25 protein-coding genes are annotated in these 24,079 nt (G+C 72.5%); 3 read left to right on the forward strand and 22 right to left on the reverse strand.

Annotated features, from left to right (window positions below; genetic code table 11):
* Positions 1-171: 171 nt before the first annotated feature.
* The 5 genes from AZE13_RS26330 to AZE13_RS26350 form a co-directional block, all read right to left on the reverse strand.
* Positions 172-714, reverse strand: a complete 543-nt coding sequence (locus AZE13_RS26330; protein WP_066937192.1) for a TetR/AcrR family transcriptional regulator — start codon at positions 712-714, stop codon at positions 172-174.
* A 125-nt stretch (positions 715-839) separates the two neighbouring features.
* Complete coding sequence (gene whiG, locus AZE13_RS26335; protein WP_066937031.1) at positions 840-1,676, reverse strand: RNA polymerase sigma factor WhiG; 837 nt, start codon at positions 1,674-1,676, stop codon at positions 840-842.
* A 354-nt stretch (positions 1,677-2,030) separates the two neighbouring features.
* Complete coding sequence (gene dprA / locus AZE13_RS26340; RefSeq protein ID WP_258528003.1) at positions 2,031-3,371, reverse strand: DNA-processing protein DprA; 1,341 nt, start codon at positions 3,369-3,371, stop codon at positions 2,031-2,033.
* Positions 3,368-5,035 (reverse strand): YifB family Mg chelatase-like AAA ATPase, encoded by a 1,668-nt coding sequence (locus AZE13_RS26345; RefSeq protein ID WP_066937034.1) that lies wholly within the window; start codon positions 5,033-5,035, stop codon positions 3,368-3,370. The genes dprA and AZE13_RS26345 overlap by 4 nt, the downstream gene beginning before the upstream one ends.
* Positions 5,035-5,475: a YraN family protein gene (locus AZE13_RS26350; RefSeq protein ID WP_079124385.1), complete on the reverse strand. Its 441-nt coding sequence runs from the start codon at positions 5,473-5,475 to the stop codon at positions 5,035-5,037. The genes AZE13_RS26345 and AZE13_RS26350 overlap by 1 nt, the downstream gene beginning before the upstream one ends.
* Here AZE13_RS26350 and AZE13_RS26355 point away from each other — a divergent pair.
* Positions 5,474-5,683 carry a hypothetical protein gene (locus AZE13_RS26355; RefSeq protein WP_066937037.1) on the forward strand — a complete coding sequence of 70 codons (210 nt, stop codon included), beginning with the start codon at positions 5,474-5,476 and terminating at the stop codon, positions 5,681-5,683. The two genes, AZE13_RS26350 and AZE13_RS26355, sit on opposite strands and share 2 nt — an antisense overlap.
* 100 nt (positions 5,684-5,783) lie before the next feature.
* Here AZE13_RS26355 and AZE13_RS26360 read toward each other — a convergent pair whose 3' ends face one another.
* From AZE13_RS26360 to AZE13_RS26415, 12 genes are all read right to left on the reverse strand, one after another.
* Entirely contained in the window at positions 5,784-6,092 is a 309-nt protein-coding gene (locus AZE13_RS26360; RefSeq protein WP_066937040.1) for a DUF2469 domain-containing protein, read from the reverse strand.
* Between the two features lie 38 nt (positions 6,093-6,130).
* Positions 6,131-6,667, reverse strand: coding sequence for an NUDIX hydrolase (locus tag AZE13_RS26365; RefSeq protein ID WP_066937044.1), 537 nt, complete (start codon positions 6,665-6,667; stop codon positions 6,131-6,133).
* Positions 6,660-7,388 (reverse strand): signal peptidase I, encoded by a 729-nt coding sequence (gene lepB / locus AZE13_RS26370; RefSeq protein ID WP_066937046.1) that lies wholly within the window; start codon positions 7,386-7,388, stop codon positions 6,660-6,662. Before lepB (AZE13_RS26370) ends, AZE13_RS26365 begins: the two co-directional genes overlap by 8 nt.
* 51 nt (positions 7,389-7,439) lie before the next feature.
* Positions 7,440-8,447 (reverse strand): signal peptidase I, encoded by a 1,008-nt coding sequence (gene lepB, locus AZE13_RS26375; protein ID WP_079124391.1) that lies wholly within the window; start codon positions 8,445-8,447, stop codon positions 7,440-7,442.
* Positions 8,395-9,417, reverse strand: a complete 1,023-nt coding sequence (gene lepB / locus AZE13_RS26380; protein ID WP_066937051.1) for a signal peptidase I — start codon at positions 9,415-9,417, stop codon at positions 8,395-8,397. Before lepB (AZE13_RS26380) ends, lepB (AZE13_RS26375) begins: the two co-directional genes overlap by 53 nt.
* Positions 9,410-10,174, reverse strand: a complete 765-nt coding sequence (gene lepB / locus AZE13_RS26385; protein WP_066937054.1) for a signal peptidase I — start codon at positions 10,172-10,174, stop codon at positions 9,410-9,412. Before lepB (AZE13_RS26385) ends, lepB (AZE13_RS26380) begins: the two co-directional genes overlap by 8 nt.
* 93 nt (positions 10,175-10,267) lie before the next feature.
* The gene (rplS, locus tag AZE13_RS26390) at positions 10,268-10,618 is read right to left on the reverse strand and encodes a 50S ribosomal protein L19 (protein ID WP_066937057.1); all 351 of its coding nucleotides are present in this window, start codon (positions 10,616-10,618) and stop codon (positions 10,268-10,270) included.
* Between the two features lie 133 nt (positions 10,619-10,751).
* Positions 10,752-11,561 (reverse strand): tRNA (guanosine(37)-N1)-methyltransferase TrmD, encoded by an 810-nt coding sequence (gene trmD / locus AZE13_RS26395; protein ID WP_066937062.1) that lies wholly within the window; start codon positions 11,559-11,561, stop codon positions 10,752-10,754.
* Positions 11,561-12,106 (reverse strand): ribosome maturation factor RimM, encoded by a 546-nt coding sequence (gene rimM, locus AZE13_RS26400; protein WP_066937065.1) that lies wholly within the window; start codon positions 12,104-12,106, stop codon positions 11,561-11,563. Before rimM ends, trmD begins: the two co-directional genes overlap by 1 nt.
* Positions 12,107-12,190: 84 nt before the next feature.
* The gene (locus AZE13_RS26405) at positions 12,191-12,430 is read right to left on the reverse strand and encodes an RNA-binding protein (RefSeq protein WP_005311361.1); all 240 of its coding nucleotides are present in this window, start codon (positions 12,428-12,430) and stop codon (positions 12,191-12,193) included.
* Positions 12,431-12,432: 2 nt separating this feature from the next.
* The gene (gene rpsP, locus AZE13_RS26410; RefSeq protein ID WP_066937068.1) at positions 12,433-12,873 is read right to left on the reverse strand and encodes a 30S ribosomal protein S16; all 441 of its coding nucleotides are present in this window, start codon (positions 12,871-12,873) and stop codon (positions 12,433-12,435) included.
* Positions 12,874-13,028: 155 nt separating this feature from the next.
* Positions 13,029-13,619, reverse strand: coding sequence for a hypothetical protein (locus AZE13_RS26415; RefSeq protein WP_066937071.1), 591 nt, complete (start codon positions 13,617-13,619; stop codon positions 13,029-13,031).
* A 611-nt stretch (positions 13,620-14,230) separates the two neighbouring features.
* Here AZE13_RS26415 and AZE13_RS26420 point away from each other — a divergent pair.
* Positions 14,231-15,103 (forward strand): methyltransferase domain-containing protein, encoded by an 873-nt coding sequence (locus tag AZE13_RS26420; protein WP_066937074.1) that lies wholly within the window; start codon positions 14,231-14,233, stop codon positions 15,101-15,103.
* 90 nt (positions 15,104-15,193) lie between these two features.
* Here the strand turns inward: AZE13_RS26420 and ffh are convergent, their stop codons facing one another.
* The 5 genes from ffh to AZE13_RS26445 form a co-directional block, all read right to left on the reverse strand.
* The gene (ffh, locus tag AZE13_RS26425) at positions 15,194-16,753 is read right to left on the reverse strand and encodes a signal recognition particle protein (RefSeq protein ID WP_066937078.1); all 1,560 of its coding nucleotides are present in this window, start codon (positions 16,751-16,753) and stop codon (positions 15,194-15,196) included.
* 204 nt (positions 16,754-16,957) lie between these two features.
* Positions 16,958-19,498 (reverse strand): [protein-PII] uridylyltransferase, encoded by a 2,541-nt coding sequence (locus tag AZE13_RS26430; RefSeq protein ID WP_079124386.1) that lies wholly within the window; start codon positions 19,496-19,498, stop codon positions 16,958-16,960.
* A gap of 119 nt (positions 19,499-19,617) precedes the next feature.
* Complete coding sequence (locus tag AZE13_RS26435) at positions 19,618-19,956, reverse strand: P-II family nitrogen regulator (protein WP_066937081.1); 339 nt, start codon at positions 19,954-19,956, stop codon at positions 19,618-19,620.
* Positions 19,953-21,293, reverse strand: a complete 1,341-nt coding sequence (locus AZE13_RS26440; RefSeq protein WP_066937084.1) for an ammonium transporter — start codon at positions 21,291-21,293, stop codon at positions 19,953-19,955. Before AZE13_RS26440 ends, AZE13_RS26435 begins: the two co-directional genes overlap by 4 nt.
* Positions 21,294-21,497: 204 nt before the next feature.
* Positions 21,498-22,970, reverse strand: coding sequence for a hypothetical protein (locus AZE13_RS26445; RefSeq protein ID WP_066937086.1), 1,473 nt, complete (start codon positions 22,968-22,970; stop codon positions 21,498-21,500).
* Between the two features lie 498 nt (positions 22,971-23,468).
* Between AZE13_RS26445 and AZE13_RS26450 the strand changes: the two genes are divergently transcribed.
* Positions 23,469-24,079, forward strand: a 611-nt coding sequence (locus tag AZE13_RS26450; protein WP_066937204.1) for a bifunctional DNA primase/polymerase, incomplete at its 3' end; no start/stop codon positions are given.

A 24,079-nucleotide genomic window follows, 5' to 3' on the forward strand; every position in this document is an offset into this window, starting at 1 on the left:
CGGGCTGCGGGCTGCGGGCTGCGGGCTGCGGGCTGCGGGCTGCGGGCTGCGGGCTGCGGGCTGCGGGCTGCGGGCTGCGGGCTGCGGCGCTAACGAGGGGTGGGGTGAGGTGGTGGAGGAAGGGGGGAGGGGGGAGGGGGGCGGGGGGCGGGGGCGGGGGGGCTCCCCGGGTCAGGGGTGGGTGACGCCTCGGAGGGCCATCGCGACCGCCGCCTCCGTGATCTCGCCGGGGTCTTCCGCGGCGCCCAGTTCGATCCGCCGGACCGCGGCATCGACGACACCCTGGAGCAGCATCGCCGCGAGCCGGGGCTGTTCGTGGCCGAGGGCGGCAAGCGCTTCGACGATCATGGTGATGAGTCCGCCGTGCGCGGCTCGGATCTTCTCTCGGGCGCCGGCATCCAGCTCGCCGGCCGAGATGGCGACGACGGCGCGGTGGCGCCGGTCGCCGACCAGGGCCAGCTGCCGGCGTACATACGCCTCGACCTTCTGCTCGGGCGTGTCGACCCGTTCCATCGCCGCCTCGACCTCGGCAGCCCAGACGGGGAAGTCGACCGCGCACAGCTCTTCAACAACTGCTGCGCGCGAGCGGAAATACTCGTAGACGGATGAACGCGCGAGACCCGTGCGCGCGGCGAGGGCGGGGAACGTCAGCGCTTCCGTTCCCCCCTCGGACAGCAGGGTGCGGGCAGCGTCCAGCAGGGCGCCGCGCTGCATCGTCCGGTGCTCGGCCACAGAGGCCGCTCGAATCCTGGGCACGGCACCACTCTACGGATGGCGTCCCGGTCGCGGCACTCCGCCTGCGACACGGCGCGGATCGGCGGGGCCTCCGTGCGGGCGGATCAGCGGCCGACGTCGGCGAGCTTCGCCCTGAGCTGCAGTACGGACTTGGTGTGGATCTGGCTGACCCTGCTCTCTGTGACGCCGAGTACATTGCCGATCTCGGCGAGCGTCAGGCCCTCGTAGTAGTACAGCGTGACCACGGTCTTCTCGCGGTCGGGAAGGGTGTTGATGGCGCGTGCGAGCAGCCGGCGCAGTTCGCGGTCCTCGGCGATCTCGACCGGGTTCTCGGCGGCGGTGTCCTCGAGGGTGTCCATCAGGCTCAGCCGTTCGCCGCCCTCGCCGCCGACATGCAGCAGCTCCTCCAGCGCCACCACGTTCGCCAGGGACAGTTGGCTGAAGACTCCGTGCAGCTCCTCGAGCGCGATGCCCATCTCCTCGGCGACCTCCGCCTCGGTCGGGGTGCGTCGCAGCTGGGCTTCGAGCGTGGTGTAGGCACGTTCGACGGCACGGGCCTTCTGCCGTACGGATCGCGGGATCCAGTCCAGTGCGCGGAGCTCGTCGATCATCGCGCCGCGGATACGGGTGATGGCGTAGGTCTCGAACTTGATGGAGCGTTCGGGGTCGAACTTCTCGATGGCGTCGATCAGTCCGAAGACTCCGGACGAGACGAAGTCGGCCTGCTCGACATTCGGCGGCAGGCCCACGCTGACGCGGCCGGCGACGTACTTGACCAGCGGGGAGTAGTGCAGGATCAGCTGCTCCCGCAACCGCCCGTCGCCCGATGCCTTGTAGGAGCGCCACAGTTCATCGAGCGAGCTGGGCGGGGCGGGGCGCACGCTGCCGCGCGCGGCGGGTGGTACTGCCGCACGGTCAGACCCGGAGGTGTGCTGGGGCATTCGTCGCCTTGAGCCGTTCTGCCGAGACACGGGTGGATGGATGTATGGGGGTTGAATGTGGCTGTGAGCGTAGCGTGACCGGAGTGTCGCGGTGCGCGAGGAGACAGGTTCGGGCGTGCGCAGATACGTTCCGCTGCCCGCACCCCAGGGTTACCTCGCACGGCGTGTCGACACCCGCAAGCGGTACCGGGTGCGGGGCCGGCCGCGCGGACGGACGCGGTGGCGCGGCGCGCGGGCGCTGATGTCTCCGCTGCGCCACATCACCGTCTCCTCATGGGCCGACCCCGGCGCCAAAGCACGGCAAACCTGGATTCTGCGGTCATTCCCCTCACCCTTTCACCCGTTCGCTCCAGGTCAAGTACCGCCTCGCCGGGAACCGTCGGCCGACTCGGCGCGTCGCGTCAACTCCCAGCGGTCGCCGCACCTTTGCACGAATCCGAGGGACTGCAGCTCGAGGAGTTTGACGTGTGCGGCGTCGCGGAGTGTGCCCGCTTCGCGCGCCAGGTGGACGGTATCCGCGCTGCCGCGCGCGGGCAGCGCCTCCAGCACCCGGGCCGCGACGGGGTCCAGGAGGTCGCGGACCAGGGTCGGCCCGCGGCGCTGCGGGGCCAGCTCGCCGATGCTGCCGACGAGTTCGACGACCTCGTCGGCATCGGTGACCAGCGCGGCTTCTCCGCGCAGGAGTTGGTGGACCCCGGCGGACAGGCCGCTGGTGACGGGTCCGGGCACGCCCATTGTGAAGCGCCCCAGGGAGAGTGCCCTGCGCGCGGTGACCAGGGAGCCGCTGCGCAGTTCGGCCTCCACGACGACGGTGCCTCTGGTGAGCGCGGCGATCACACGGTTGCGTTGGATGAACCGGCTGCGGGTGGGGTGGTTGCCGGGTGGTAACTCGGCTACCACCAGCCCCTGTTCGGCGATGCGTCCGATCAACTCGGTGTGACCGCTCGGGTAGACGTGGTCGACACCGGAGGCGAGTACGGCGATGGTGGCGCCGTCCGCGGCGAGTGCGCCGCGGTGGGCCGCGCCGTCGACTCCGTAGGCTGCTCCGGAGACGACGGTCCAGCCGCGGTCGGTGAGTCCGGCACTGAGGGTGGCTGCGAGATGGGCGCCGTACTCGGTGCAGGCCCGGGCGCCCACGACGGCGACCGAGCGCAGTGCCCACAGCCGGAGGTCGGCTTTCCCGCGCACCCAGAGTCCGATGGGCCGGGCGTCGCCGAGGTCGTCGAGCTGGCGGGGCCATTCGGCGTCGCCGGGGCAGACGAACCGGCCGCCGAGCGCGGCGACGGCGGCGAGGTCCTCGGCGGGGCGGGCCCGGGCGGCACGCAGTCTCAGGCCCGCGGCCTTGGCGGGGGTGGCGCCCACGGGCGGGTCCGCTGCCTCGTCGGAGAGCGCGTGCCACAGAGCCACCGGGCCCATCTCGCGCAGCCAGCGACCGGCCGTTTCGTCGCCCGGTTCGAGGATCCGGGTGAGGGCGGCGCGGGCCGTGCGCTGTGGTTCGCAGGTCCGGTGGGGCGGCGCCGTGGGCCGACTGGGCACCGTGTGCGTACCGGGCCGTGGTCCGGCCTCGGCCCGTTCGGGGGCGGCGGGTCCGCCGGTGGAGCCGGGCGGGCGGGCGCGCTGGTGGTGGCCGTCGTGGCGGTCCGGGGCCCCGGCCGGCTCACTGGTGGCGAAGCCCCATTCGTCGATTCCGGTCATCCGGCTCGCCTCCCCTTGCCGGGCGCCGTGGCAGCGGTCTCGCGCGTGGTGTCGGCTGCGCCCGGGCCGATCGGGGGCACCGCTCCGCGCCGCACGCCGGTGCGCAGTTCCAGAGCCCAGTCGACGTCCTCTTTGGTGGGCCGGTCACGGCCGGCCAGATCGGCGGCCGTCCAGGCGACGCGGAGGACGCGGTCGAGTCCACGGGCCGTCAGGAGGCCGCATTCCAGGTCGCGTTCGGCCTGGGCCAGCGCGCCGGGGTGGACCTGCCACCGGGTTCTGAGTTCGTGTCCCGGAACCTCGCTGTTGGTGTGCCAGGGGGTGCCGGCGAGGCGGGCCCCGGCACGTTCCCGGGCGGCCTGAACGCGTTCGGAGACGGTCGCGGTGGACTCGCCGCCGCCGAGCGCGGTCAGTTCGGAGCGGGCGACCGGTTCGACGACGATCCGCAGGTCCACGCGGTCCATCAGCGGCCCGGAGACGCGGGCGCGGTAGCGGCGGATCGTGGACGGCCGGCATTCGCAGCCGCCGATGGTGGTGCCGTGTCGTCCGCAGGGGCAGGGGTTGGCGGCGAGGGCGAGGAGGAAGCGGGCGGGCATCCGCAGCATGCCGGCGGCGCGGGCGACGATGACGTGGCCGGCCTCGAGTGGCTGGCGTAACGCGTCCAGGACGGTCGGGCTGCATTCGGCGGCCTCGTCCAGGAAGAGCACGCCGTGGTGGGCCAGGGATACCGCCCCGGGGCGGGGCAGTCCGGGTCCGCCTCCTACGAGGGAGGCCATGGTCGCGGAGTGGTGCGGGGCACAGTAGGGCGGACGGTGCACCAGGGGCTGCCCGGGCGGGAGGGTCCCGGCGACCGAGTGGACGGCGGTGACCTCCAGGGATTCCTTGGGGGACAGCGGGGGCAGCAGGCCGGGGAGGCGCTCGGCGAGCATGGTCTTGCCGGCTCCGGGCGGGCCCTTGAAGAAGATGTGGTGGCGTCCCGCGGCGGCCACTTCCAGGGCCCGGCGGGCGGTGTGCTGGCCTGCGACATCGGCGAGGTCGGGCGTGTGGCCGCCGCGCGGCAGGCCCGCGCTGATGCCGGTGCCGGGCACGACCAGACCGGCCAGGAGGGGGTCGGGGCGGCCCTCGTCGATCGGCTCCTCCTCGTCGGGCACCGGTTCGTCGGCGAGGACGGCGATCAGCTGGCGCAGGCTGCGGACGCCGAGGACGGAGATGCCGGGGACGAGGGAGGCCTCGGCGGCGGTGCGTTCCGGGACGACGACCTGGCGGTATCCGGCGTCGGCAGCGGCCAGGACGGCCGGCAGCACTCCGCGTACGGGGCGGACGCGGCCGTCCAGGCCCAGTTCGCCGATCATCATCAGGTCGGTGAGCTCGCGAGGGTCGAGGCGCTCGGCGGCACCGAGCACGGCGCAGGCCACGGCCAGGTCGAATCCGCTGCCGCTCTTGGGCACGGAGGCGGGGCTGAGGCCGACGGTGAGCTTCTTCTGCGGCCATTCGGCGCCGGAGTTGACCACGGCGGCACGGACCCTGTCCCTGGACTCGATCAGGCTCTTGTCGGGGAGGCCGACGAGGGTGAAGGCCGCGACGCCGGGTTCGAGGTCGGCCTGGACCTCGACGACGACGCCTTCGACGCCGACCAGGGCGACGGAGCAGGTGCGGGCGAATCCCATCAGGCCACCCCTCGTACGTGCTGCACGACGGGGGCGCCGCGGGCCGGCAGGAGGACTCCGATGACGTCGATCCGTACGCCGCCGGGTGGCGGGCCGCCGTGGCGTTCCAGCCAGCGTTCCGCGAGTCGCCGCAGTCGGGCGGCCTTTTCGGGGCGCACGGCGGCCATGGGGTGTTCGTAGCGGCCGGCGCGGCGGGTTTTGACCTCGCACATCACCACGGCGTCACCGTCGGCGGCGACGATGTCGACCTCGCCCTCCTGACACCGCCAGTTGCGGTCCAGGATCCGCATGCCGGTGTCGGCGAGGCGGCGGGCGGCCAGGTCTTCGCCGTAGCGGCCGAGGGCCCGTCGTCGGACGTCCTTGATCCGTGCCCTGCGGCCGGGCCGCGCTCGGCCTCCGGCCCGTGCGTCGCCGTTCTGCGCGGCGCAGGGGGCGTTCATGGCGCTCCGGGGAGTCCTGGCGCTCCGGCTGTTCATAGCACGCCCGCTGTCCGTGGCGCGCCCGCTGTTCGTAGCGCGCTCGCTGTCCGTGGCGCTCCGGCTGTTCGTGATGCTCCGGCTGCGGGGGGCGCTCCGACGTTCCGTTGTGCCGGGGGTGTTCGTGGTGCTTGTGGCGTTCATGCGGTACCACCTCCGGCACCGACTGTGACGCCCCCGCCCCGATCTGTTGGATCTTGGTGGATAAGAGGCCGGGTGTGGATAACCTCGTCACCCGTACGAGTGCGGAACGCCCCGGGCGACGGCCCGGCTCAGCTCCCCGGAACCTCCAGATCGCTCTTGTTGAGCTCCTCGATGTTCACGTCCTTGAACGTGAGCACCCGCACCTGTTTGACGAAACGGGCCGGTCGGTACATATCCCAGACCCAGGCGTCGGCCATCGAGACCTCGAAGAAGACCTCGCCCTGGACCGAGTGCACCTGCATCTCGTAATCGTTGGTGAGGTAGAAGCGACGCTCGGTCTCGATCACATATTTGAACAGCCCGACGACGTCGCGGTACTCCCGGTAGAGCTTCAGCTCCATCTCGGTCTCGTACTTTTCGAGGTCCTCGGCGCTCATGGCAGATCCCCTTCAGCCGTGCGTCCCCCCATTGTGCGTCAGACCCGCTCGGTCTCCAGGCGCACCGGCGCGTTGGGGGGCCCTTCGTCGAGCAGTGTGCGCAGCAGCTCGGCGAGTCTGGTCGGGTACACCGTCTCATGGGAGGCGGAGAGTTCCTCCGAAGTCCACCACCTCAGCCCCGAGACGCTGCGTCGCTCCAGGTCGGTGTGCCCGGCCAGGTGGGTGTCCGTCCGGTCGGTCCTGCCCAGGTAGTACCACTCGTCCTGCTCCCAGCGCCGCCCGTCGAAGGGGAAGGCGCAGCGGCGTTTCCACAGGACGGGACCGAGGACGGCGTCGGTGATCCCGGTCTCCTCGGCGAGTTCGCGGCGGGCGGCCTCTTCGTGGGTCTCGCCGCCTTCCAGGCCGCCACCGGGAGTGAACCACCAGGTGTCCGCGGGGTTGTCCGGCTCGAAGCCGTGCAGCAGCAGGATCCGGTCGTCGGGGTCGAGCAGTACGACACGGGCGGCCTGGCGTACCTCCGCCGGTTCCGTCCCGGGACCGCCCCGCCGGGGGCCCCGTCCCTGCCGCTCAGCCATGTGTGCGCCCCTTCCGCCGGGCGATCGGCCCGTAGGCCGCGCCGCCCAGGACGAGGACCGCGCCGGTGATCACGGCGAGGGTGAGGAGCCGCAGCGGGCCGGGCTCGGAGGTGCCGCCGGGGAGGGCGGAGAAGCCGGTGGGGCGCTGCACCATGCCGATGCTGCCGAGCGGCCAGGCGCGGGCGTCGACCCGGGCGCTGACGGCGCTGCGGGGTACCGCCCCGCGGTCGCCGTCGGTGAGGTGGCCGCGGGAGTCGAGGGAGTCCCCTCGGTGGTCACCGAGCAGGAAGAGCCGGCCGGGCGGAACGGCAGCGGTGAAGCCGACGGGCGAGGCGGGCCCGTCGCCCTGGAGGTAGGGCTCGTCGACGGGCGTGCCGTTGACCGTCAGCCGCCCCTCCCGGGTGCAGCAGGAGACCTTGTCGCCGCCGACGCCGACCACGCGCTTGACCATCGGCAGGTCGCCCCATACGGAGTCCTGGAAGATGACGATGTCGCCGCGGCGTATCTCGGAGCCGTCCACCCGCTCGGCGAGGACCCGGGCCCCGGCCCCGATCGTCGGCGTCATCGAATCGGTCGGCACCGTGTACGGGCGGTAGACCAGCGCCGCCCAGAGGAAGCCGCCCAGGAACAGCACACAGCCGACGGCCACGGTCAGACCGGACAGCACGCTGCCCGTCGTCCGGCCGCGGCCGCCGGCCCCGCCTTCCGTACCGCCGCTCATCCCAGCTCCCGCCCCGCGGACCGACCCGCGTCGAAGATCCGGGACGGCACCTTACCCGGGGTTGCGCGATCCGGTCAGCCTCCGGCGGCGCCACAGCACGATCGGCACCGCGCCGGCCAGTCCGAGGGCTGCCGGGGCCGCCGCCATCGCCTTGTCGATCCCGCCCTGGTCGAAGGTGTCCGGCACGGGCAGCGTCGCCCAGCGGTTGACGGGCCAGGCGATGGTGAAGGCCCGGCCGACGACCTCCTTCTCCGAGACCGTGCCGTTGCCCTCGAGGTTCTGGTGGTAGCGGGAGTCGAGGGAGTCGTCGCGGTGGTCGCCCATCACCCAGATCCGGCCTTCGGGGACGTGGATCGGGCCGAAGGCGCGGTCACCGCAGGGAGTGGCGCCGGGGAAGATGTACGACTTCTCCTTGAGCGCCTTGCCGTTGACCATGACCGGGCCGCTTCCGTGGCACTCGACGGTGTCGCCGCCGACCGCGATGACCCGCTTGATCAGGTCCTTCTCCTCGGCCGACGGCATCAGGCCGATGAAGCTGAGCACCTTCTGGACGGGGTTGGGCTCCGGGGTCGGGGTCTCGTTCAGCCAGCCGCCCGGGTCGTGGAAGACGACGACCTCGCCGCGCTGCGGCTTCGAGCCGAACCACGGTGTCAGCTTGTCGACCAGCACGCGGTCGCCGCGCTGCAGGGTGTCCTGCATCGAGTCGGACGGAATGGAGAACGCCTGCACCAGGAACGTCTTGATCAGCAGGGCGAGGAGCAGGGCGATGCCGATCAGGATCGGCAGCTCCTTCCAGAAGGCGCGCGGCTTCTTGCCCTTCTTCACGCCGCTCGTCTCCTCCCCCGCTGAGGCGTCCGAGGTATCGGACGCGCCGGATGTTCTGGACGTGCCGGACGCATCAGGCTTGCCCAGGGGGACGGAGCGCTGTGCCTCCGTCTGTGTCTGTGCTCGTGACTCCGGCTTTGACTGATGCGCGGAGCTCGCGGCCGGCTGCGGGGTGTCACCGCTACGTGCCGGCTCTTCGGGCTCTTCGGTTCCGGACCGCGCGCCGACCGCCAAGTCCCCCACATCTGCTCCTCACTCCACGCACTCGCCCACCCGTCAACCGGTGCAGGCCCACCACTCCCATAACGAGCGGGAGTTCCGCAGGGGTCGGGAGTACGGTCAAACTGTCGGGTGACACCCTATGCGGCACAGCCGCCGCAGACGCCTTGGCTCCCGGCGCGTCGCGAACGGTCGCGAACGTGTCCGGCTCCCCGAGGCGGCGCCAGTGCCCGAACGGCCAGGCGATCACCACGGCCCGGCCCACGACGTCGTCCTCCGAGATCGTGCCACGGTACGGCTCGTCGAGATGGAAGCGCGAATCTGCGGAGTCCGAACGGTGGTCGCCCATCACGAAGATCCGCCCGGTGGGGACGTTCACGGTGAACTTCACCAGGGACGGCGGGTTGCCCGGATGGACGTACGGTTCGGTCAGCGGGGTTCCGTTGACGGTGACCCGCCCCTGTTTGTCGCAGCATGCGACGGTGTCGCCGCCGACCGCGACGACCCGCTTGATCAGGTCCTGTTCATCGGCCGACGGGAGCAGCCCGATGAAGGCCATGGCGTCCTTGAAGGGCTGCAGGGCGCCCCCGTCGCCGGCGGGCCGGTGCTGTTCCCCTCTGAGCCAGTTGCCCGGGTCCTTGAAGACGACGACGTCGCCGCGCTCCGGCTTCGAGCCGAACCACGGCGTCAGCTTGTCGACCAGCACCCGGTCGCCGATCCTGATCGTCTGCTCCATGGAGCCGGACGGAATGACGAACGCCTGGACCAGGAACGTCTTCAGGACGAGGGCGATGGCCAGCGCCACGCCGATGAGGATCGGGATTTCCTTGAGGTAGGAGCGGCGCCTGCGCCGTTTGATGCGCTTGGCCTGGCGCCGCCGCTCGGCCCGCCCACCGGACGCCGGACGGCGGGAACGCGGCGCACCGCCGCCCTCGGCCTCCCCGGCGCTCCGCCGCCCATGACGGGGGCGTCCGCGGCTACCCACGGGAGCCTGCCGCGGCGGGTATCCGGCCGAAGGCCCCGGGCGCGTCGATCGTGCGCCAGCGGTTCACCGGCCAGGTGATCAGATCCGCGCGGCCGATGACCTTGTCGACGGGGACCGTGCCGCCGCCCGGCTCACCGAGGTGGTCGCGGGAGTCTCTCGACTTGGCGCGGTGGTCCCCCATGACCCACAGCTTTCCCTCCGGGACCACGATGTCGAAGTCCACCGAGGACGGCGCGTCCCCGGGGGGGAGGTAGCCCTCGTCCACCGGCTCACCGTTCACTTCGATCCGCCCCCGTTTGTCGCAGCAGGTCACGTGGTCACCACCGATGCCGATCACGCGCTTGACGTAGTCGGTGCCGGCGGGCCGGGCCAGTCCCAGCGCCGCGCCGGCTCCGCGCAGCAGCCCGGTGACGGGATTCTCCCCCTGGTCCCTGTGAACGAAGGAGCCGGTGCCGTCGAACACCACCACATCGCCGCGCGCCGGTTCGCCGCCGAAACGGTACGCCAGTTTGTTGACCAGTACCCGGTCCCCGATCCGCAGGGTGTTCTCCATGGAGGAGCTGGGGATCAGAAAGGGCTGCGCGACGAACGCGCTGAGCAGCAGGACGAACGCCAGGCACAGCGCGAGCAGGGCGACCGGACGACGGCGCAGGCGGGCCGCACGGGCGCGGAAACGCGCGGAGCGCGACCCCTGCTCCGGCCCCGTGACGGGGAGGGGAGAGGGGGCGCGCTCCGTGTGGTGTGCGTCGGTGTCCATGGGGCCCTGAGCCTATCCGGACGGGTCCGGACACCGGCGGCGAGAGGGGCGTTGCGTTGCCGGGGCGCAGGAAACCGCGCCCGGCGGCGCCGCTCAGCTCTCGCGCTTCTCCTTGATCTTGGCGGCCTTGCCGCGCAGGTCGCGCAGGTAGTAGAGCTTGGCGCGACGGACGTCACCGCGGGTCACGACCTCGATCTTCTCGACGATCGGGGTGTGCACCGGGAAGGTGCGCTCGACGCCGACGGAGAAGCTGACCTTGCGGACCGTGAAGGTCTCGCGCACGCCGGAGCCCTGGCGGCGGATGACGACGCCCTTGAACTGCTGCACACGGGAGCGGTTGCCCTCGATGACGCGGACGTGGACGTTGACGGTGTCACCCGGGCGGAAGGCCGGGACGTCGCTGCGCAGCGACGCGGCGTCGACGGTGTCGAGCAGGTGAGACATTTCGTCTGCTTTCTTCGCTGATGCCACAGGTCATCAACGGGATATCGGAAGAGGATCGTTCGGTTGCCGTTCCGTCGGGCGGGCGTCGTTCCCCCTGTGGCAGGGGCGCGCGCCGGACGCACACAGCAGCGGCCTATTCTTCCACGGCCTCACTCGTACGCCCAAATCGGCCGTCCTCGCCCTCCGACCAGCCCAGCGCGGCGAGCATCGCGCGGTCGTGCTTGTCGAACGCGGCGGGGTCGGCGCGCTCGATCAGATCGGGGCGGTTGCGGTCGGTGCGGCGGAAGGCCTGGTCGCGACGCCAGCGGGCGATCTTGCCGTGGTGACCGCTGAGCAGCACCTCCGGGATCGTCCGGTCACGCCACTCGGGGGGCTTGGTGTAGACGGGCCCCTCCAGGAGGTCGGCCATCGCCCCGGGGGCGAAGGAGTCGTCCTGGTGGGAGGCGGCGTTGCCGAGGACTCCGGGCAGCAGCCGGGCCACCGCCTCGACCATGACCAGCACCGGGGCCTCACCGCCGGCCAGGACGTAGTCGCCGATGGAGACCTCGCGGACGTCCAGCCGGTCGCCGTACTCCTCGATGACCCGGCGGTCGATGCCCTCGTAGCGGGCCGGGGTGAACACCAGCCAGGGCTTGGCGGAGAGCTCGACGGCGAGCTGCTGGGTGAACGGCACGCCGCTCGGCGTGGGCACGACGATCACCGGCTCGCCCTCGCCGGAGGCCAGGACCTCGTCGAGCGCCTCGCCCCATGGCTCGGGCTTCATGACCATGCCGGGGCCGCCGCCGTAGGGGGTGTCGTCGACGGTGTGGTGCTTGTCGTGGGTCCACTGCCGCAGGTCGTGGACGCGTACGTCGAGCAGGCCGGCGGCCCGGGCCTTGCCGACGAGGGAGACGTTCAGCGGTTCCAGGTACTCGGGGAAGATCGTGACGACGTCGAGCCGCATCAGCTGTCCTCGCGGCCGGAGGCGATCTCCGCCTGGCTGTCGTCGAGGAGGCCGGGCGGCGGCTCGATGACGGCGCGCTGCTCCGCCAGGTCGACCTCCGGAACGATCTCGGCGACGAACGGGATCAGGACCTCGCTCCCGTCGGGCCGCGCGACGACCAGCAGGTCCTGGTAGGGCAGGTGGGAGACCTCGGAGATCCGGCCGACGGCGGTGCCGTCGCGGGTGACGACGTCGAGGTCGATCAGCTGGTGGTCGTAGAACTCCTCGGGGTCCTCGGGGACCTCGCCGGGGTCGACCTCGGCGATCAGGAGGGTGTTGCGCAGCGCCTCGGCGGCGTTGCGGTCCGCCACGCCCTCGAAGCGCAGCAGCAGCCGGCCGCTGTGCACCCGGCCGGTGGCGATGGTCAGCGGCCCGACGGACGACGGGTCGGTGGCGAGGACGGCGCCCGGGGCGAGCCGGAGTTCGGGCTCGTCGGTGCGTACCTCGACGGTGACCTCGCCCTTGATGCCGTGGGCGCGCCCGATTCGGGCAACTACCAGCTGCACTGCGCGATTCCTTCTGTGCGGTCCACGGCAACGGGCCGGGGACGGCTCGAAAGCCCTCCCCGGCCCGAGCCGGTGTTCAACGTGTCAGCGGACCTGGTCCACGTCGACGAGGTCGACGCGGATGCCCCGGCCGCCGATGGCGCCGACGACGGTCCGCAGGGCACGGGCGGTGCGGCCGTTGCGGCCGATCACCTTGCCGAGGTCGTCGGGGTGGACCCGGACCTCCAGCACCCGTCCGCGGCGCAGGTTGCGCGAGGCCACCTGCACGTCATCGGGGTTGTCGACGATGCCCTTGACGAGGTGCTCGAGGGCTTCCTCGAGCATGCTCAGGCCTCGGTCGACTCAGAGGTGGACTCGGCCGCGGCCTCGTCCGCCTTCTTGTCGGCCTTCTTCGCCTTCGGGGTGATGGCCTCACCCTTCGGCTCGTTGCCCGCATCCTTGGCGGCGGCCTCGAACAGGGCGCGCTTGTCCGCCTTCGGCTCGGCGACCAGCAGCGGCGCCGGGGCGGGCTCGCCCTTGAACTTCTGCCAGTCGCCGGTCTTCTTCAGGATGGCGAGAACCGGCTCGGTCGGCTGCGCGCCGACGCCCAGCCAGTAGGCCACGCGCTCGGCGTTGACCTCGATGCGCGAGGGGTTCTGCACCGGGTGGTACAGGCCGATCTCCTCGATGGCCCGGCCGTCACGGCGGGTACGGGAGTCGGCGACGACGATGCGGTAGTGAGGCGAACGGATCTTGCCCAGACGCTTCAGCTTGATCTTGACTGCCACGGGAGTGGTGTCTCCTGGTCTTGACGTGGTGGGGCACAACGAGATGCCACGTGGGGTTGCGGTACTCGGGGCCCCGATGGACGCGTCAGCCGGAGGAGAGAGGGGTCCTGTGCGGCTGTCGAGTACAGCTAGCCATTGTGCCACACGCCCTCCGGTCAGCCGACCGCGGCCACCTCGGGGATCCGGAACGGCTTGCCGCAGCCGCCGCAGACGATCGGCGCCTGGGCGAGGACGGACGGTACGACCCGGACATTGCGCCCGCAGTCGCAGACGGCCTTGACGCGGACGCCTCCGCCGGAGGAGCCGTGCCGGGCGGCCGGGCCGCGGAAGCTGCGGGCGGTGTCCGTGGCCGTCGCGGCGGTGTGCGCCTTGAGCGCTCTGGCGAGGCGTTCGATGGTCGGGCGGTAGCGCCTCCTGGCTTCCGGACTGAGGACGACCAGCGAGAAGCCGCTGCTGGGGTGCGGCTCGTCGGAGTGGTCCAGGCCCAGTTCCTCGGCGATCGCCAGGAACCGGCGGTTGTGGTAGCGGCCAGCCCTGGAGGTGTCGCGGATGCCGCGGGCGGCGGCGATGCCGTGGACTGCCTCATGGAGCAGCCGTTCGAAGGAGAGCTCGGCGCCACAGGCGGACGAGGACTCTCCGATCAGGGACTCGGGCGCGGCCAGGTCGGGCAGCTCGGGGTGGTGCCGTTGAATGTCGGCCCACGCGAGTGCCAGCTCGGCGGCGAGAACAGGCGGTGTCGTGCTCACGTCGTGACAACGAGCCGGGACCGCCCAGTGTTCCGATTCCGGGGCATCCCAAATAATTTGCACGTACCGGTCAGTTTCCGGTCATGGGCCGCGCCCGGGGCGGGTGCGCTGATCTGCGCAGAAGACGCCCAGTGCACCGCAAGCCGGTACGTATCCCCGCGTACGCCGCACCACCCCCCGCGCACACCACAAGATCGGCGTACCGCAGGAGCGCGCCCGTACGCCGCCTGGCGTAGTGCACCGTATGCGTCCGTACGCCACGGAACGATCACCGTGGCGATGGTATGGCGGAAACCTGTGCCCGGCGGCACCGGCCCGTACCCCACCGTAGGGGCTCACGGACGGGCCGGCCGAGCGGAGCCCAGGGGCGCGCGGGGCATCCAGGCGGCGGGCGCTGCCGTGGCGCGACGCGGCACGCCGGGGCACGCTGGAACGGCGCTCCGGGGAGCGGGCCCGGCGCATACGGGGGCGCGCGGGGGACATCCCCGGCGCACCCCCTGGACGCCCGGACGGTTGCGCAGTTGTCTGGATTCCGGGGGCGCACCATGCGCGGACACGGGGGCGATCGGTACGGAACAGCTTCGGGTTCTCGGCGAATAGGGGCGCTTTCGATGTCACCCACGCTCGTGCGGCACCAGCTTCCGGACTCCCCGTCCCCGTACCGCGCCGGTCCGCCCGCGCCCCCCGGTTCGCGCTCCCGCACCCGGGACTGGGCCGAGATCCAGGAGCGGATGCTCGTACCGCTCTACGAGGCCGCGTACGACCGCCTGGGCATCGGCCCCGGGACCCGGCTGCTCGGGCTGGGCTGCGGCACGGGGCTGGCGCTGCTGCTCGCGGCGGCCCGCGGGGCGCGGGTGAACGGGGTGGACGCGGACGAGTCCCGGCTGGAGCTGGCCCGCGAGCGGCTCACACCGGACGAGGCGCCGGAGCGCACGCGGGTGCTCCGCGGCGGCCTGGCGGCCGCGGCGTCCGGGGGGATGACGTTCAACGTGATCACCGCCTTCCATCCGGTGGGCTGCGTGAGCACCGTCGAGGGACCGACGGCGGCGGCGTCGCTCACCGCGGCGGCGGAGCTGGCGGAGTGCGGCAGCGCAGTCGTGCTGGGCGGCTGGGGCCCGGTGGAACGGTGCGCCACGGCCGGGGTGCTGCGGGTGGCGCAGCGGCTGGCGTACTCCGGGGGCGCCCCGGAGTACGGCTCCTCCTGCTGGCGCCCGGCCGGACGGGACGATCTGGAGGAACTGGCGGACCGGGCCGGGCTGCGGCCGGACGGCTCGGGGCGGGTGGCCTGCCCGTTCGGTTACGCGGATGTGGCGAGCGCGGTGCGCGGGCTGATGTCGACGGGGCTGTTCGACGCGGCGCTGGAGGCCGCCGGACAGCGCCAGGTGGAGAAGGAACTCGCGGAGGCGCTGCATCCGCATCAGCGGGCGGACGGCGCGGTGTGGATGCCGAACGTGTTCCGGTACGTGATCGCACGGACCCGGTGACGGCGGACCGGCGGACCAGGGCCCAGGACGCGCCCGGGCCCCCGGCCACGGTGGTGGCCGGGGGCCCGGAAGCCGGCTGTCGCGGCCGGCTCAGTTCATGAACTTCTTGAATTCCTCGGGAAGTTCGAAGTTCTGCGGGCTCTGGTCGCCGCCCTGCGGCAGGCCCAGCGGGTTGCCGGACTGAGCGGCCTCGCGGCGGGCCGCCGCGGCCTCTTCCTCGGCCTTGCGCTTCATCGGATTGCCGCTCTTGCGCTTGCCCTTGGCCTGCTTGACCTGCTTCTTCTTGCGGGCTCCGCCCCCCATGCCCGGCATTCCCGGCATGCCGGGCATCCCGGGGATGCCACCGCCCTGGGCCATCTTCGACATCATCTTGCGGGCCTCGAAGAACCGCTCGACGAGGTTCTTGACCATGCTGACGTCGACACCGGAACCCCTGGCGATACGGGCCCGGCGCGAGCCGTTGAGGATCGTCGGGTCCTGGCGCTCGCCCGGCGTCATCGACTTGATGATGGCGGCGGTGCGGTCCACCTCGCGCTCGTCGAGGTTGTTGATCTGCTCCTTCATCTGCCCCATACCGGGCAGCATGCCGAGGAGCTTGCTGATCGAACCCATCTTCCTGACCTGCTCCATCTGGGCCAGGAAGTCGTCGAGGGTGAACTCCTTGGGTCCCTTCGCCAGCTTGGCGGCCATCTTCTCGGCCTCTTGCTGGCTGAAGGTCTGCTCGGCCTTCTCGATGAGGCTGAGCATGTCGCCCATACCGAGGATGCGGGACGCCATGCGGTCCGGGTGGAACGCGTCGAAGTCGTCCAGCTTCTCGCCGTTGGAGGCGAACATGATCTGCTTGCCGGTGACATGCGCGATGGAGAGCGCGGCACCACCGCGGGCGTCACCGTCGAGCTTGGAGAGGACCACACCGTCGAAGCCGACGCCGTCCCGGAACGCCTCGGCGGTGTTGACGGCGTCCTGACCGATCATGGCGTCGACGACGAACAGGACCTCGTCGGGGCCGACCGCGTCGCGGATGTCCGCGGCCTGCTGCATCATCTCGGCGTCGATACCGAGGCGGCCGGCGGTGTCGACGATGACGATGTCGTACTGCTTGGTGCGCGCGTACTCGATCGAGTCCTTGGCGACCTGGACCGGGTCGCCGACGCCGTTGCCCGGCTGCGGCCCGTAGAAGGCGACGTCGGCGCGCTCGGAGACGACCTGGAGCTGGTTGACGGCGTTGGGGCGCTGGAGGTCACAGGCGACCAGCAGCGGGCTGTGGCCCTGACCCTTGAGCCAACGGCCGAGCTTGCCGGCCAGGGTGGTCTTACCGGCACCCTGGAGACCCGCGAGCATGATCACCGTCGGCGGCTGCTTGGCGAAGCGGAGCCGGCGGGTCTCGCCGCCGAGGATGCCGATGAGCTCCTCGTTGACGATCTTGATGACCTGCTGGGCGGGATTCAGCGCCTGGGAGACCTCGGCGCCGGTGGCGCGCGTCTTGACCTGCTTGATGAAGGCGCGGACGACGGGGAGGGCGACATCCGCCTCGAGCAGCGCGATGCGGATCTCGCGCGCCGTGGCGTCGATGTCCGCCTCGCTCAGGCGGCCCTTGCCCCGGAGGTTTTTGAAAGTACTCGCCAGGCGGTCGGAAAGCGTATCGAACACGGCGGTCGTCGATCCTCGGGGTCGGGGGCAGGGTGCAGTCGGGTTCTAGGGTATCCGGCCGGGCAAGTGAACCGGTCCGGCCCGGGGTCGGTCCCGCCGAGGGGAGGCGTGCCCCTACGGGGTGGTCGAACAGATCCTCGCCACCGTGGGTGCGTTACCGATGGGTGCGTTACCGGGGCCTGCTGTGTCGCCCGGCTCCGGGGTCTACTGGAGCGCGGACTGGACCGTGGATGCCGCCTCGCGCGCCGCTGCCTCCGTCAAGGGTTCCCCGTCCGTCCCCGTGACGTAGACCGTGTCCACCGCGTTCGCCCCCAGGGTGCTGATGTGCGCGCTGCGGACCATGACGCCGGCCGTCTCCAGGGCGCGGCCGATGCGGTGCAACAGGCCGTGCGCGTCCTGCGCGCGGACCTCGATGACGGTGGCGGTGCGGGAGCTGCCGGTGGCGACGGTGACCCGGGGCGGCGGGGCGAGGACGGCGCGGGAGCGGCGGGCGTAGGCGCGTTCGCGTTCGGCGAGGCGGGCGGGGACGTCCAGGGAGCCGTCGAGGGCGCGGACCAGGTCGGCGCGGAGCCGGCCGGCCTCCGGCAGCGACCCGTACTCGGCGGCCACCCGCCAGCTCAGCAGCAGCACCGGGCCCGCGCCGAGTGGGTCGAGGAAGAGCAGGTCGGCCGCGCGCACGGTCAGGCGGTGCAGGGCCAGCACACCGGCCGCGGCGGGCAGCACGCCGGGCCGGTCCGGTACGGCCATGACCAGTTCCACGCCGACCGGCTCCTGGGCGGGCGCGCCGTCCCCCGCCGGCCCCCTCCCGGCCCCCGCCGGCCCGCTCCCGGACCCGGAGGACGCCTCGGCGCGGGTGTGCAGGGCGAGGACCGGGCCCCCGGTGCGGCCGGCCTCGATCGCCAGCCGTTCCTGCTCGGCGGTCGGCCCGGCGGCGCGCGCCTCCGGCTCCGGTTCCCCCGCGAGCCGGGCGGCGACCCGTTTGACCAGGTCGGCGACGAGCCCGGCGCGCCAGGCGCTCCAGGCGGCGGGCCCGGTGGCCAGCGCGTCGGCCTCGGTCAGGGCGTGCAGGAGCTCCAGGGTTCCGGTGCCGCCGACCGCGTCGGCGACCGCGCCGACGGTCTCCGGGTCGTCCAGGTCGCGCCGGGTGGCGGTCTCGACGAGCAGCAGGTGGTGCCGTACGAGGGTGGCGATCACGTCGGTGTCGCGGGCGCCGAATCCGAGCCGGGCCGCCAGGTCGCGGGCGATGTCCGCGCCGGCCACCGAGTGGTCGCCGGGCCGGCCCTTGCCGATGTCGTGCAGCAGGGCGGCGGTCAGCAGCAGGTCGGGCCGGTGCACCCGGCGGGTGAGGGCGGCGGCGCGTACCGCGGTCTCGACGAGGTGGCGGTCGACGGTCCAGGTGTGGACGGGGTTGCGCTGCGGGCGGCAGCGGACCCGCTCCCACTCGGGCAGCAGCGCGGTGACGATCCCCTCGGCCTCCAGGGCCTCCCATACGGGCACGGTGTACGGGCCGGCGCCCAGGAGCGTCACCAGTTGTTCCCGGGCCTCGGCGGGCCACGGCACGGGCAGCGGACGGGCGGTGTGCGCGGTGGCGCAGCGGCGGATGGCGTGGGTGGCCAGCGGCAGCCCGGCCTGGGCGGCGGCGGCCGCGGCGCGCAGCACCAGCACCGGGTCCCGCTCGGGCCGCGCGGTGCGGGCCAGCACCGCCTCGCCGTCGAGTTCGACGACGCCGTCGGCGAGCGGTGACCGCTCTCCCCCGGCCGGGCCGGCGGTCCCGGTGGCACGGCGGGTGAGCAGGCCGCGCAGGACGGGCCGGACGGAGCGGGCGCGCAGCACCCGGCCGACCTCGCGCCAGGTGACGTCGGCCGCGTAGGAGATGGTGCGGGCGGATTCGTAGACCTGCCGCAGCAGGGCGTCCGCGGTCGGCAGGCCGAGGGCCTCGGCGACCTGGTCCTGTTCCTGGAGGGAGAGCCGGTCGGTGACGCGTCCGGTGGCCAGGTGCAGGGCGTCGCGGGTGTCGAGCAGGCGGGCGCGGGCGGCTTCCAGGCCGCCGCGGGGGGCGTCGGCGAGCCAGGAAGCGGCGACGGCGCGGAGCGCGGTGGCGTCGCGCAGGCCGCCCCTGGCCTCTTTGAGGTCCGGTTCGAGGAGGTACTGGAGTTCGCCCTGCCGCTCGGCGCGCTCCTGGCACAGGGTGTGCAGCTCGGGCAGCCGCCGGGGGGCGCTCGCGCGCCAGTCGGCGTACGCCGCGGTGCGCAGTCCGGCGCTGAGCTCGGGGTCACCGGCGAGGTGCCGGGCGTCGAGCAGGCCCAGCTGGACCTTCAGATCGTCGCGGGCGGCCTTGCGGGCCTCGGCGACGGTGCGTACGGAGTGGTCGAGGGCGAGGCCGAGGTCCCAGACGGGGTACCAGAGGTGGTCGGCGAGCGCGGCGAGGGCGCGCGGGTCGCCGCGTCCGTCGTGCAGGAGCACCAGGTCGAGGTCGCTGCGCGGGGAGAGTTCGCCGCGCCCGTAGCCGCCGACGGCGACCAGGGCGGTGCCGGACAGGCCGGCGGCGGTGGCGTACCGGGTCAGCAGGCCGGCCAGCCAGTCGTCGGTCAGCCGGGCGAGGGCGGCGCGGCGGTCGGGCCCGGTGGGCGCCGGATCCTGGAGGAGCCGCAGCCGGGCCGCGGGGTAGCCGCCTTCCGGGGCGGGTTCGTCCTCCGGTCCCGGTACTCCGGCCGGGCCTGCCGTCTCCTCGGCGCTCTCCGTCAACTCCCGTGCTCCTTGGTCGTATTGTCCCCCGCGTCGTCGATTCGTTCCCCCGCCGCCCGAGGCTCCGGCCGCCGGGGGTCGTGCCGCCACGGGGCCGGAGCCGGGCTCCGCCGCAGGCCCTACAGGGCGTCCGGCCCGCGCTCGCCGGTCCGTACCCGTACCGCGTCCTCGACGGGCAGGGTCCACACCTTCCCGTCGCCGATCTTGCCGGTGCGGGCCGCCTTGACGATGAGGTCCACCAGCTGCTCGGTGTCCGCGTCCTCGGCCAGCACCTCGATGCGGATCTTCGGCACCAGGTCGACGGTGTACTCGGCGCCGCGGTACACCTCCGTGTGCCCGTGCTGCCGGCCGTAGCCGCTGGCCTCGGTGACGGTCAGACCGTGCACCCCGAAGCCCCGCAGGGCGTCCTTCACCTCGTCCAGCCGGTGCGGCTTGATAACCGCCGTGATGAGCTTCACGCGTCCACCTTCTTCGTCAGGGCCTCGCCGAGTGCCGGTCCCCTGCGGGCGGCGCTGCCGCCGCCGGCACCGGTGAAGTCGTACGCGGTCTCCGCGTGCGCGGCCTGGTCGATACCGGAGATTTCGTCGTCCTCGCCGACCCGGAAGCCCATCACCAGGTCGATGGCCTTGGCAAGGACATACGAGACGACCAGGGAGTACAGCAGCACGCAGACCACACCGACGGTCTGCTTGCCGAGCTGGCTGAAACCGCCCCCGTAGAACAGGCCCTTGGCCTCGCTCTGCACCCCGCCGGTGGCGAACAGGCCGATCAGCAGCGATCCGGCGACCCCGCCGACGAGGTGGACTCCGATCACGTCAAGGGAGTCGTCGTAGCCGAGCTTGTACTTGAGGTTGACGGCCATCGCGCAGAGCACTCCGGCGATCACGCCGATCGCCAGGGCGCCCAGGGGGCTGACCGAGCCGCAGGCGGGGGTGATGGCGACCAGTCCGGCGACCGCGCCGGAGGCCGCGCCGAGTGTGGTGAACGAGCCGTGCCGGAGCTTCTCGTACGCCAGCCAGCCGAGCATCGCGGCGGCGGTGGCGGCCTGGGTGTTGACGAAGGCGACCGCGCCGACGCCGTCGTCGTTGCCGAGCCAGGAGCCGGCGTTGAAGCCGAACCAGCCGAACCACAGCAGTCCGGCGCCGAGCATCACCAGGGGGAGGCTGTGCGGCCGCATCGGGTCCTTCTTGAAGCCGATGCGCTTGCCGACGACGAGGAGCACGCCGAGGGCCGCCGCGCCGGCGTTGATGTGGACGGCCGTCCCGCCGGCGAAGTCGATGACCTCCAGCTCGAAGAGCCAGCCGCCCTCGCCCCACACCCAGTGGGCGACGGGGAAGTAGACGACGGTGACCCACAGGGCGATGAACAGCGCCCAGGCGGTGAACTTCACCCGGTCGGCGAGGGCACCGCTGATCAGTGCGGGCGTGATGATCGCGAACATCAGCTGGAAGGCCGCGAAGACGTAGACGGGGATGGTGCTGGTGCCCCACAGCTGGGTCAGGCCGATGCCGCTGAGGCCGGCGAAGTTCCCGTCCCAGCCGATGAAGCCGCCCTGGTCGGTCCCGAAGGCGAGGCCGAAGCCGTACAGGACCCACAGGACGGTGACGATGCCCAGGCTGATGAAGCTCATCATCAGCATGTTGAGCACGCTCTTGACCCGCACCATGCCGCCGTAGAAGAAGGCCAGCCCGGGGGTCATGACCATCACCAGTGCGGACGCGATCAGCATGAACCCGGTGTTGGCCGGGCTCAGTGTCGCCTTCTCTGCTGCGAGCGTCAGGATGCCTGGGGGCATCGGCGTCTCCTCGTCGTCGATGCGGCCCGCGCGGGCGTGATTCTGGTGGGCCGACTTCGCGAAGAGGTTGTCGCAGCGTGGTTTCGGCCAAACCTTGCCGGTGTTTCACCGCGGTGACGAACCCGCCACCGGTGTTACGCCCCCGTGAATTCCGGCGTCGTCCCCCGTTCACCCGTTCACCGGACGCGGCGCCGGCTCAGGGCCTCAGCCCGCCGCGGTCTCCGGCAGCTGGCGGGCGAGCTCGTCGGTGAGCCGGCCGACCTCAGCGACCCCGCCGAACTCCCGGGCGGCGGTGTCCACGGTCTTGCGCAGCCGGGTGTTGACCCGCTCCGAGCGCACCTGCCGGGCGAACGGGATGGCTTTCTGTGCCATCTCGGCGCAGGCCTCCGGCTCCTTCTGGAGCAGCCGTACGGTGGCCATCCCGATCAGGTTGAGCGCGTAGGACCGCTGGTGCTCGGGGTCCTTGCCGAACAGCTCCACGGCCCGCTCCATGACCGGCTCGGCGAGCGAGGCGTAGGTGGGGCTGCGGCCCGCGACATAGGCGAGGTCGCGGTAGGAGTGGGCGTTCTCGGCGTTCAGCTCGGCCTCGGAGAAGAACCGGATCCAGTCCGGCTCGGGCTCGCCGGGCGCGATGTCGGAGAAGGTGTCCTCGGCGATCCGGACGGCCCGCTTGACCTTGCTGGGCTGGCCCATCCCGGCGTAGGCGCGGGCCTCCATCGCATACAACATCGCCTGGGTGCGGGCGGTGGCGGTCTCCCGGCCGCCGTACTGGGCGAGGTGGATCAGCTCCAGCGCGTCGTCCGGCCGGCCGAGGTGGATCATCTGCCGGCTCATGCTGGAGAGGATGTACGAGCCCAGGGGGCGGTCGCCGGCCTCCTTGGAGGCGTGCAGCGCCAGCACGAAGTACTTCTGCGCGGTCGGCTGGAGCCCGATGTCGTAGCTCATCCAGCCAGCGAGCTGGGCGAGTTCGGCGGCGACCTTGAAGAGCCGCCGGGAGACCTCCGGCGGGTGCGACTCCTGGAGGAGGTCGGTGACCTCGTGGAGCTGGCCGACGACCGCCTTGCGCCGCAGCCCGCCGCCGCACTGGGCGTCCCACTGGCGGAACATCGCGGTCGTCGACTCCAGGAGGTCCAGCTCGGGCTTGGAGAGCCGGGTGTGCCGCCGGACGCGGTCGGGCTCCTCCGGGCCGCCCCGGCCCGCCGGCACCGGCACCAGCCAGCGCTGCATCGGCTCGATGAGGCTGGGTCCGGCGGCCAGCGCGAGGGAGGTGCCGAGGAAGCCGCGGCGCGCCAGCATCAGGTCGCTGCGGGAGAACTCGCTGATCAGACTGACCGTTTGGGAGCCGGCCCAGGGCAGGTCGACGCCGGAGACGGACGGGGACTGGCGGGCCGGGCGCAGCCCCAGCTCCTCGATGCCGACGACACAGCCGAAGCGTTCGGAGAACAGCTCGGACAGGATGCGGGGGATGGGCTCGCGGGGCTGCTCGCCGTCGAGCCAGCGGCGCACCCGCGAGGTGTCGGTGCTGATGTGATGGGCGCCCATCTGGCGCGCCCGGCGATTGACCTGTCGCGCCAGCTCGCCCTTGGACCAGCCGCTGCGCATGAACCACGAACCCAACTGCCCGTTGGGCCGTTTGACGGCGTCCGTGCCGCCGGTGCCGCCGCCGTTCCCGCCCACTGGAAGCCCCTCCCGGTCGCTGCCTCGGTGTGCTGCCCGGTGCCCGCCCGGCACCGGTCGCCGTGAACCCCCCGCGGACCGGCGCCCGTTGCCGCACCTGCCCGGGGTACATCTACCCGATCACGGATTCCGGGCACACCTCTTGGCCTGCTCCCGACCGGTGCGTTGCCATCGGCATAACCGTGCGAATGATGCCTCGTGAGAGTTCGTGCACCGAAAGTAATCCTACGATCACGCCCCCCGCGAGGGCGATTACGGAAACGCCACCATTCGCCACCCCTTTGAATGAACTCCCCGGCCGGGTCTCGCGATTGACTTGACACAGGTCGCGCACGGCCGGGCGGAACAGGGCACTCGGGGGCTCATGGCGTGCACCGCACCACCCCGGCACACCACCTCACACCACCGCCACCGCGGGTCGTCGACGGAGCGTGAGCGGCGCCTGTCGTCAACCCGCCGACTCGTAACCACGGACACACACCACCCGTTGGAGGGGGCATGGGCTTCACGATCGGCGGCATCCGGGAGATTCGATCCGCCTCCCGGCGGCGCGGCCGCTCGACCGAGATCACGGCGGTGGCGGAGTACACCGGACTGTGGGGCTGGGACGTCGTCCCCGGCGCACGCGCGGTGCGCGCCGGCAGCGGCCGTACGGAGTGTTCCTGCGGCGCCGCCGACTGCCCCTCCCCCGGCGCCCATCCGCTGGCCTTCGCCACGGAACTGCCGGCCGGCGCCACGCTGGAGAAGGCCGCCGCGGTCTGGGCGGAGACCCCGGGCGCCGCGGTACTCCTCCCGGTGGGCCGGTCGTTCGACGTCCTCGACGTACCGGAGGCCGCGGGCCGCCACGCGCTGGTGCGCCTGGAGCGGATGGGCCTGCCGCTCGGCCCGGTGGCCGCCACCCCGGCCGGGCGCGCGCTCTTCTTCGTCGCGCCGGGCGCGGCCGCCGAGCTCCCCGCCCTGCTCTACCGGACGGGCCGGGACGACGCCCCGCTCGACCTGCGCCCGCTGGGCCCGGGCGACCACCTCACCGCACCCCCGTCCGACCACGGCGGCCGGGGCCCGATGCGCTGGCTGCGCCCGCCCACCCTGGACACGGCGGGCCGCCCGCC

The organism is Streptomyces sp. NBRC 110611, from assembly GCF_001590865.1.
Taxonomy (GTDB): Bacteria; Actinomycetota; Actinomycetes; order Streptomycetales; family Streptomycetaceae; genus Streptomyces.

Bases quoted from the DNA above. Each gene is read 5' to 3' on its own strand.
- AZE13_RS26365 (WP_066937044.1), bottom strand. From the start codon at position 6,667: ATGGCTGAGCGGCAGGGACGGGGCCCCCGGCGGGGCGGTCCCGGGACG.
- lepB (WP_066937046.1), bottom strand. From the start codon at position 7,388: ATGAGCGGCGGTACGGAAGGCGGGGCCGGCGGCCGCGGCCGGACGACG.
- AZE13_RS26345 (WP_066937034.1), bottom strand. From the start codon at position 5,035: ATGGGATTCGCCCGCACCTGCTCCGTCGCCCTGGTCGGCGTCGAAGGC.
- whiG (WP_066937031.1), bottom strand. From the start codon at position 1,676: ATGCCCCAGCACACCTCCGGGTCTGACCGTGCGGCAGTACCACCCGCC.
- AZE13_RS26330 (WP_066937192.1), bottom strand. From the start codon at position 714: ATGCAGCGCGGCGCCCTGCTGGACGCTGCCCGCACCCTGCTGTCCGAG.
- dprA (WP_258528003.1), bottom strand. From the start codon at position 3,371: ATGACCGGAATCGACGAATGGGGCTTCGCCACCAGTGAGCCGGCCGGG.
- lepB (WP_066937054.1), bottom strand. From the start codon at position 10,174: ATGGACACCGACGCACACCACACGGAGCGCGCCCCCTCTCCCCTCCCC.
- AZE13_RS26350 (WP_079124385.1), bottom strand. From the start codon at position 5,475: ATGAACGCCCCCTGCGCCGCGCAGAACGGCGACGCACGGGCCGGAGGC.
- AZE13_RS26405 (WP_005311361.1), bottom strand. From the start codon at position 12,430: ATGCTCGAGGAAGCCCTCGAGCACCTCGTCAAGGGCATCGTCGACAAC.
- AZE13_RS26440 (WP_066937084.1), bottom strand. From the start codon at position 21,293: ATGCCCCCAGGCATCCTGACGCTCGCAGCAGAGAAGGCGACACTGAGC.
- AZE13_RS26355 (WP_066937037.1), top strand. From the start codon at position 5,474: ATGGCGCTCCGGGGAGTCCTGGCGCTCCGGCTGTTCATAGCACGCCCG.
- AZE13_RS26360 (WP_066937040.1), bottom strand. From the start codon at position 6,092: ATGAGCGCCGAGGACCTCGAAAAGTACGAGACCGAGATGGAGCTGAAG.
- trmD (WP_066937062.1), bottom strand. From the start codon at position 11,561: ATGCGGCTCGACGTCGTCACGATCTTCCCCGAGTACCTGGAACCGCTG.
- AZE13_RS26420 (WP_066937074.1), top strand. From the start codon at position 14,231: ATGTCACCCACGCTCGTGCGGCACCAGCTTCCGGACTCCCCGTCCCCG.
- rplS (WP_066937057.1), bottom strand. From the start codon at position 10,618: ATGTCTCACCTGCTCGACACCGTCGACGCCGCGTCGCTGCGCAGCGAC.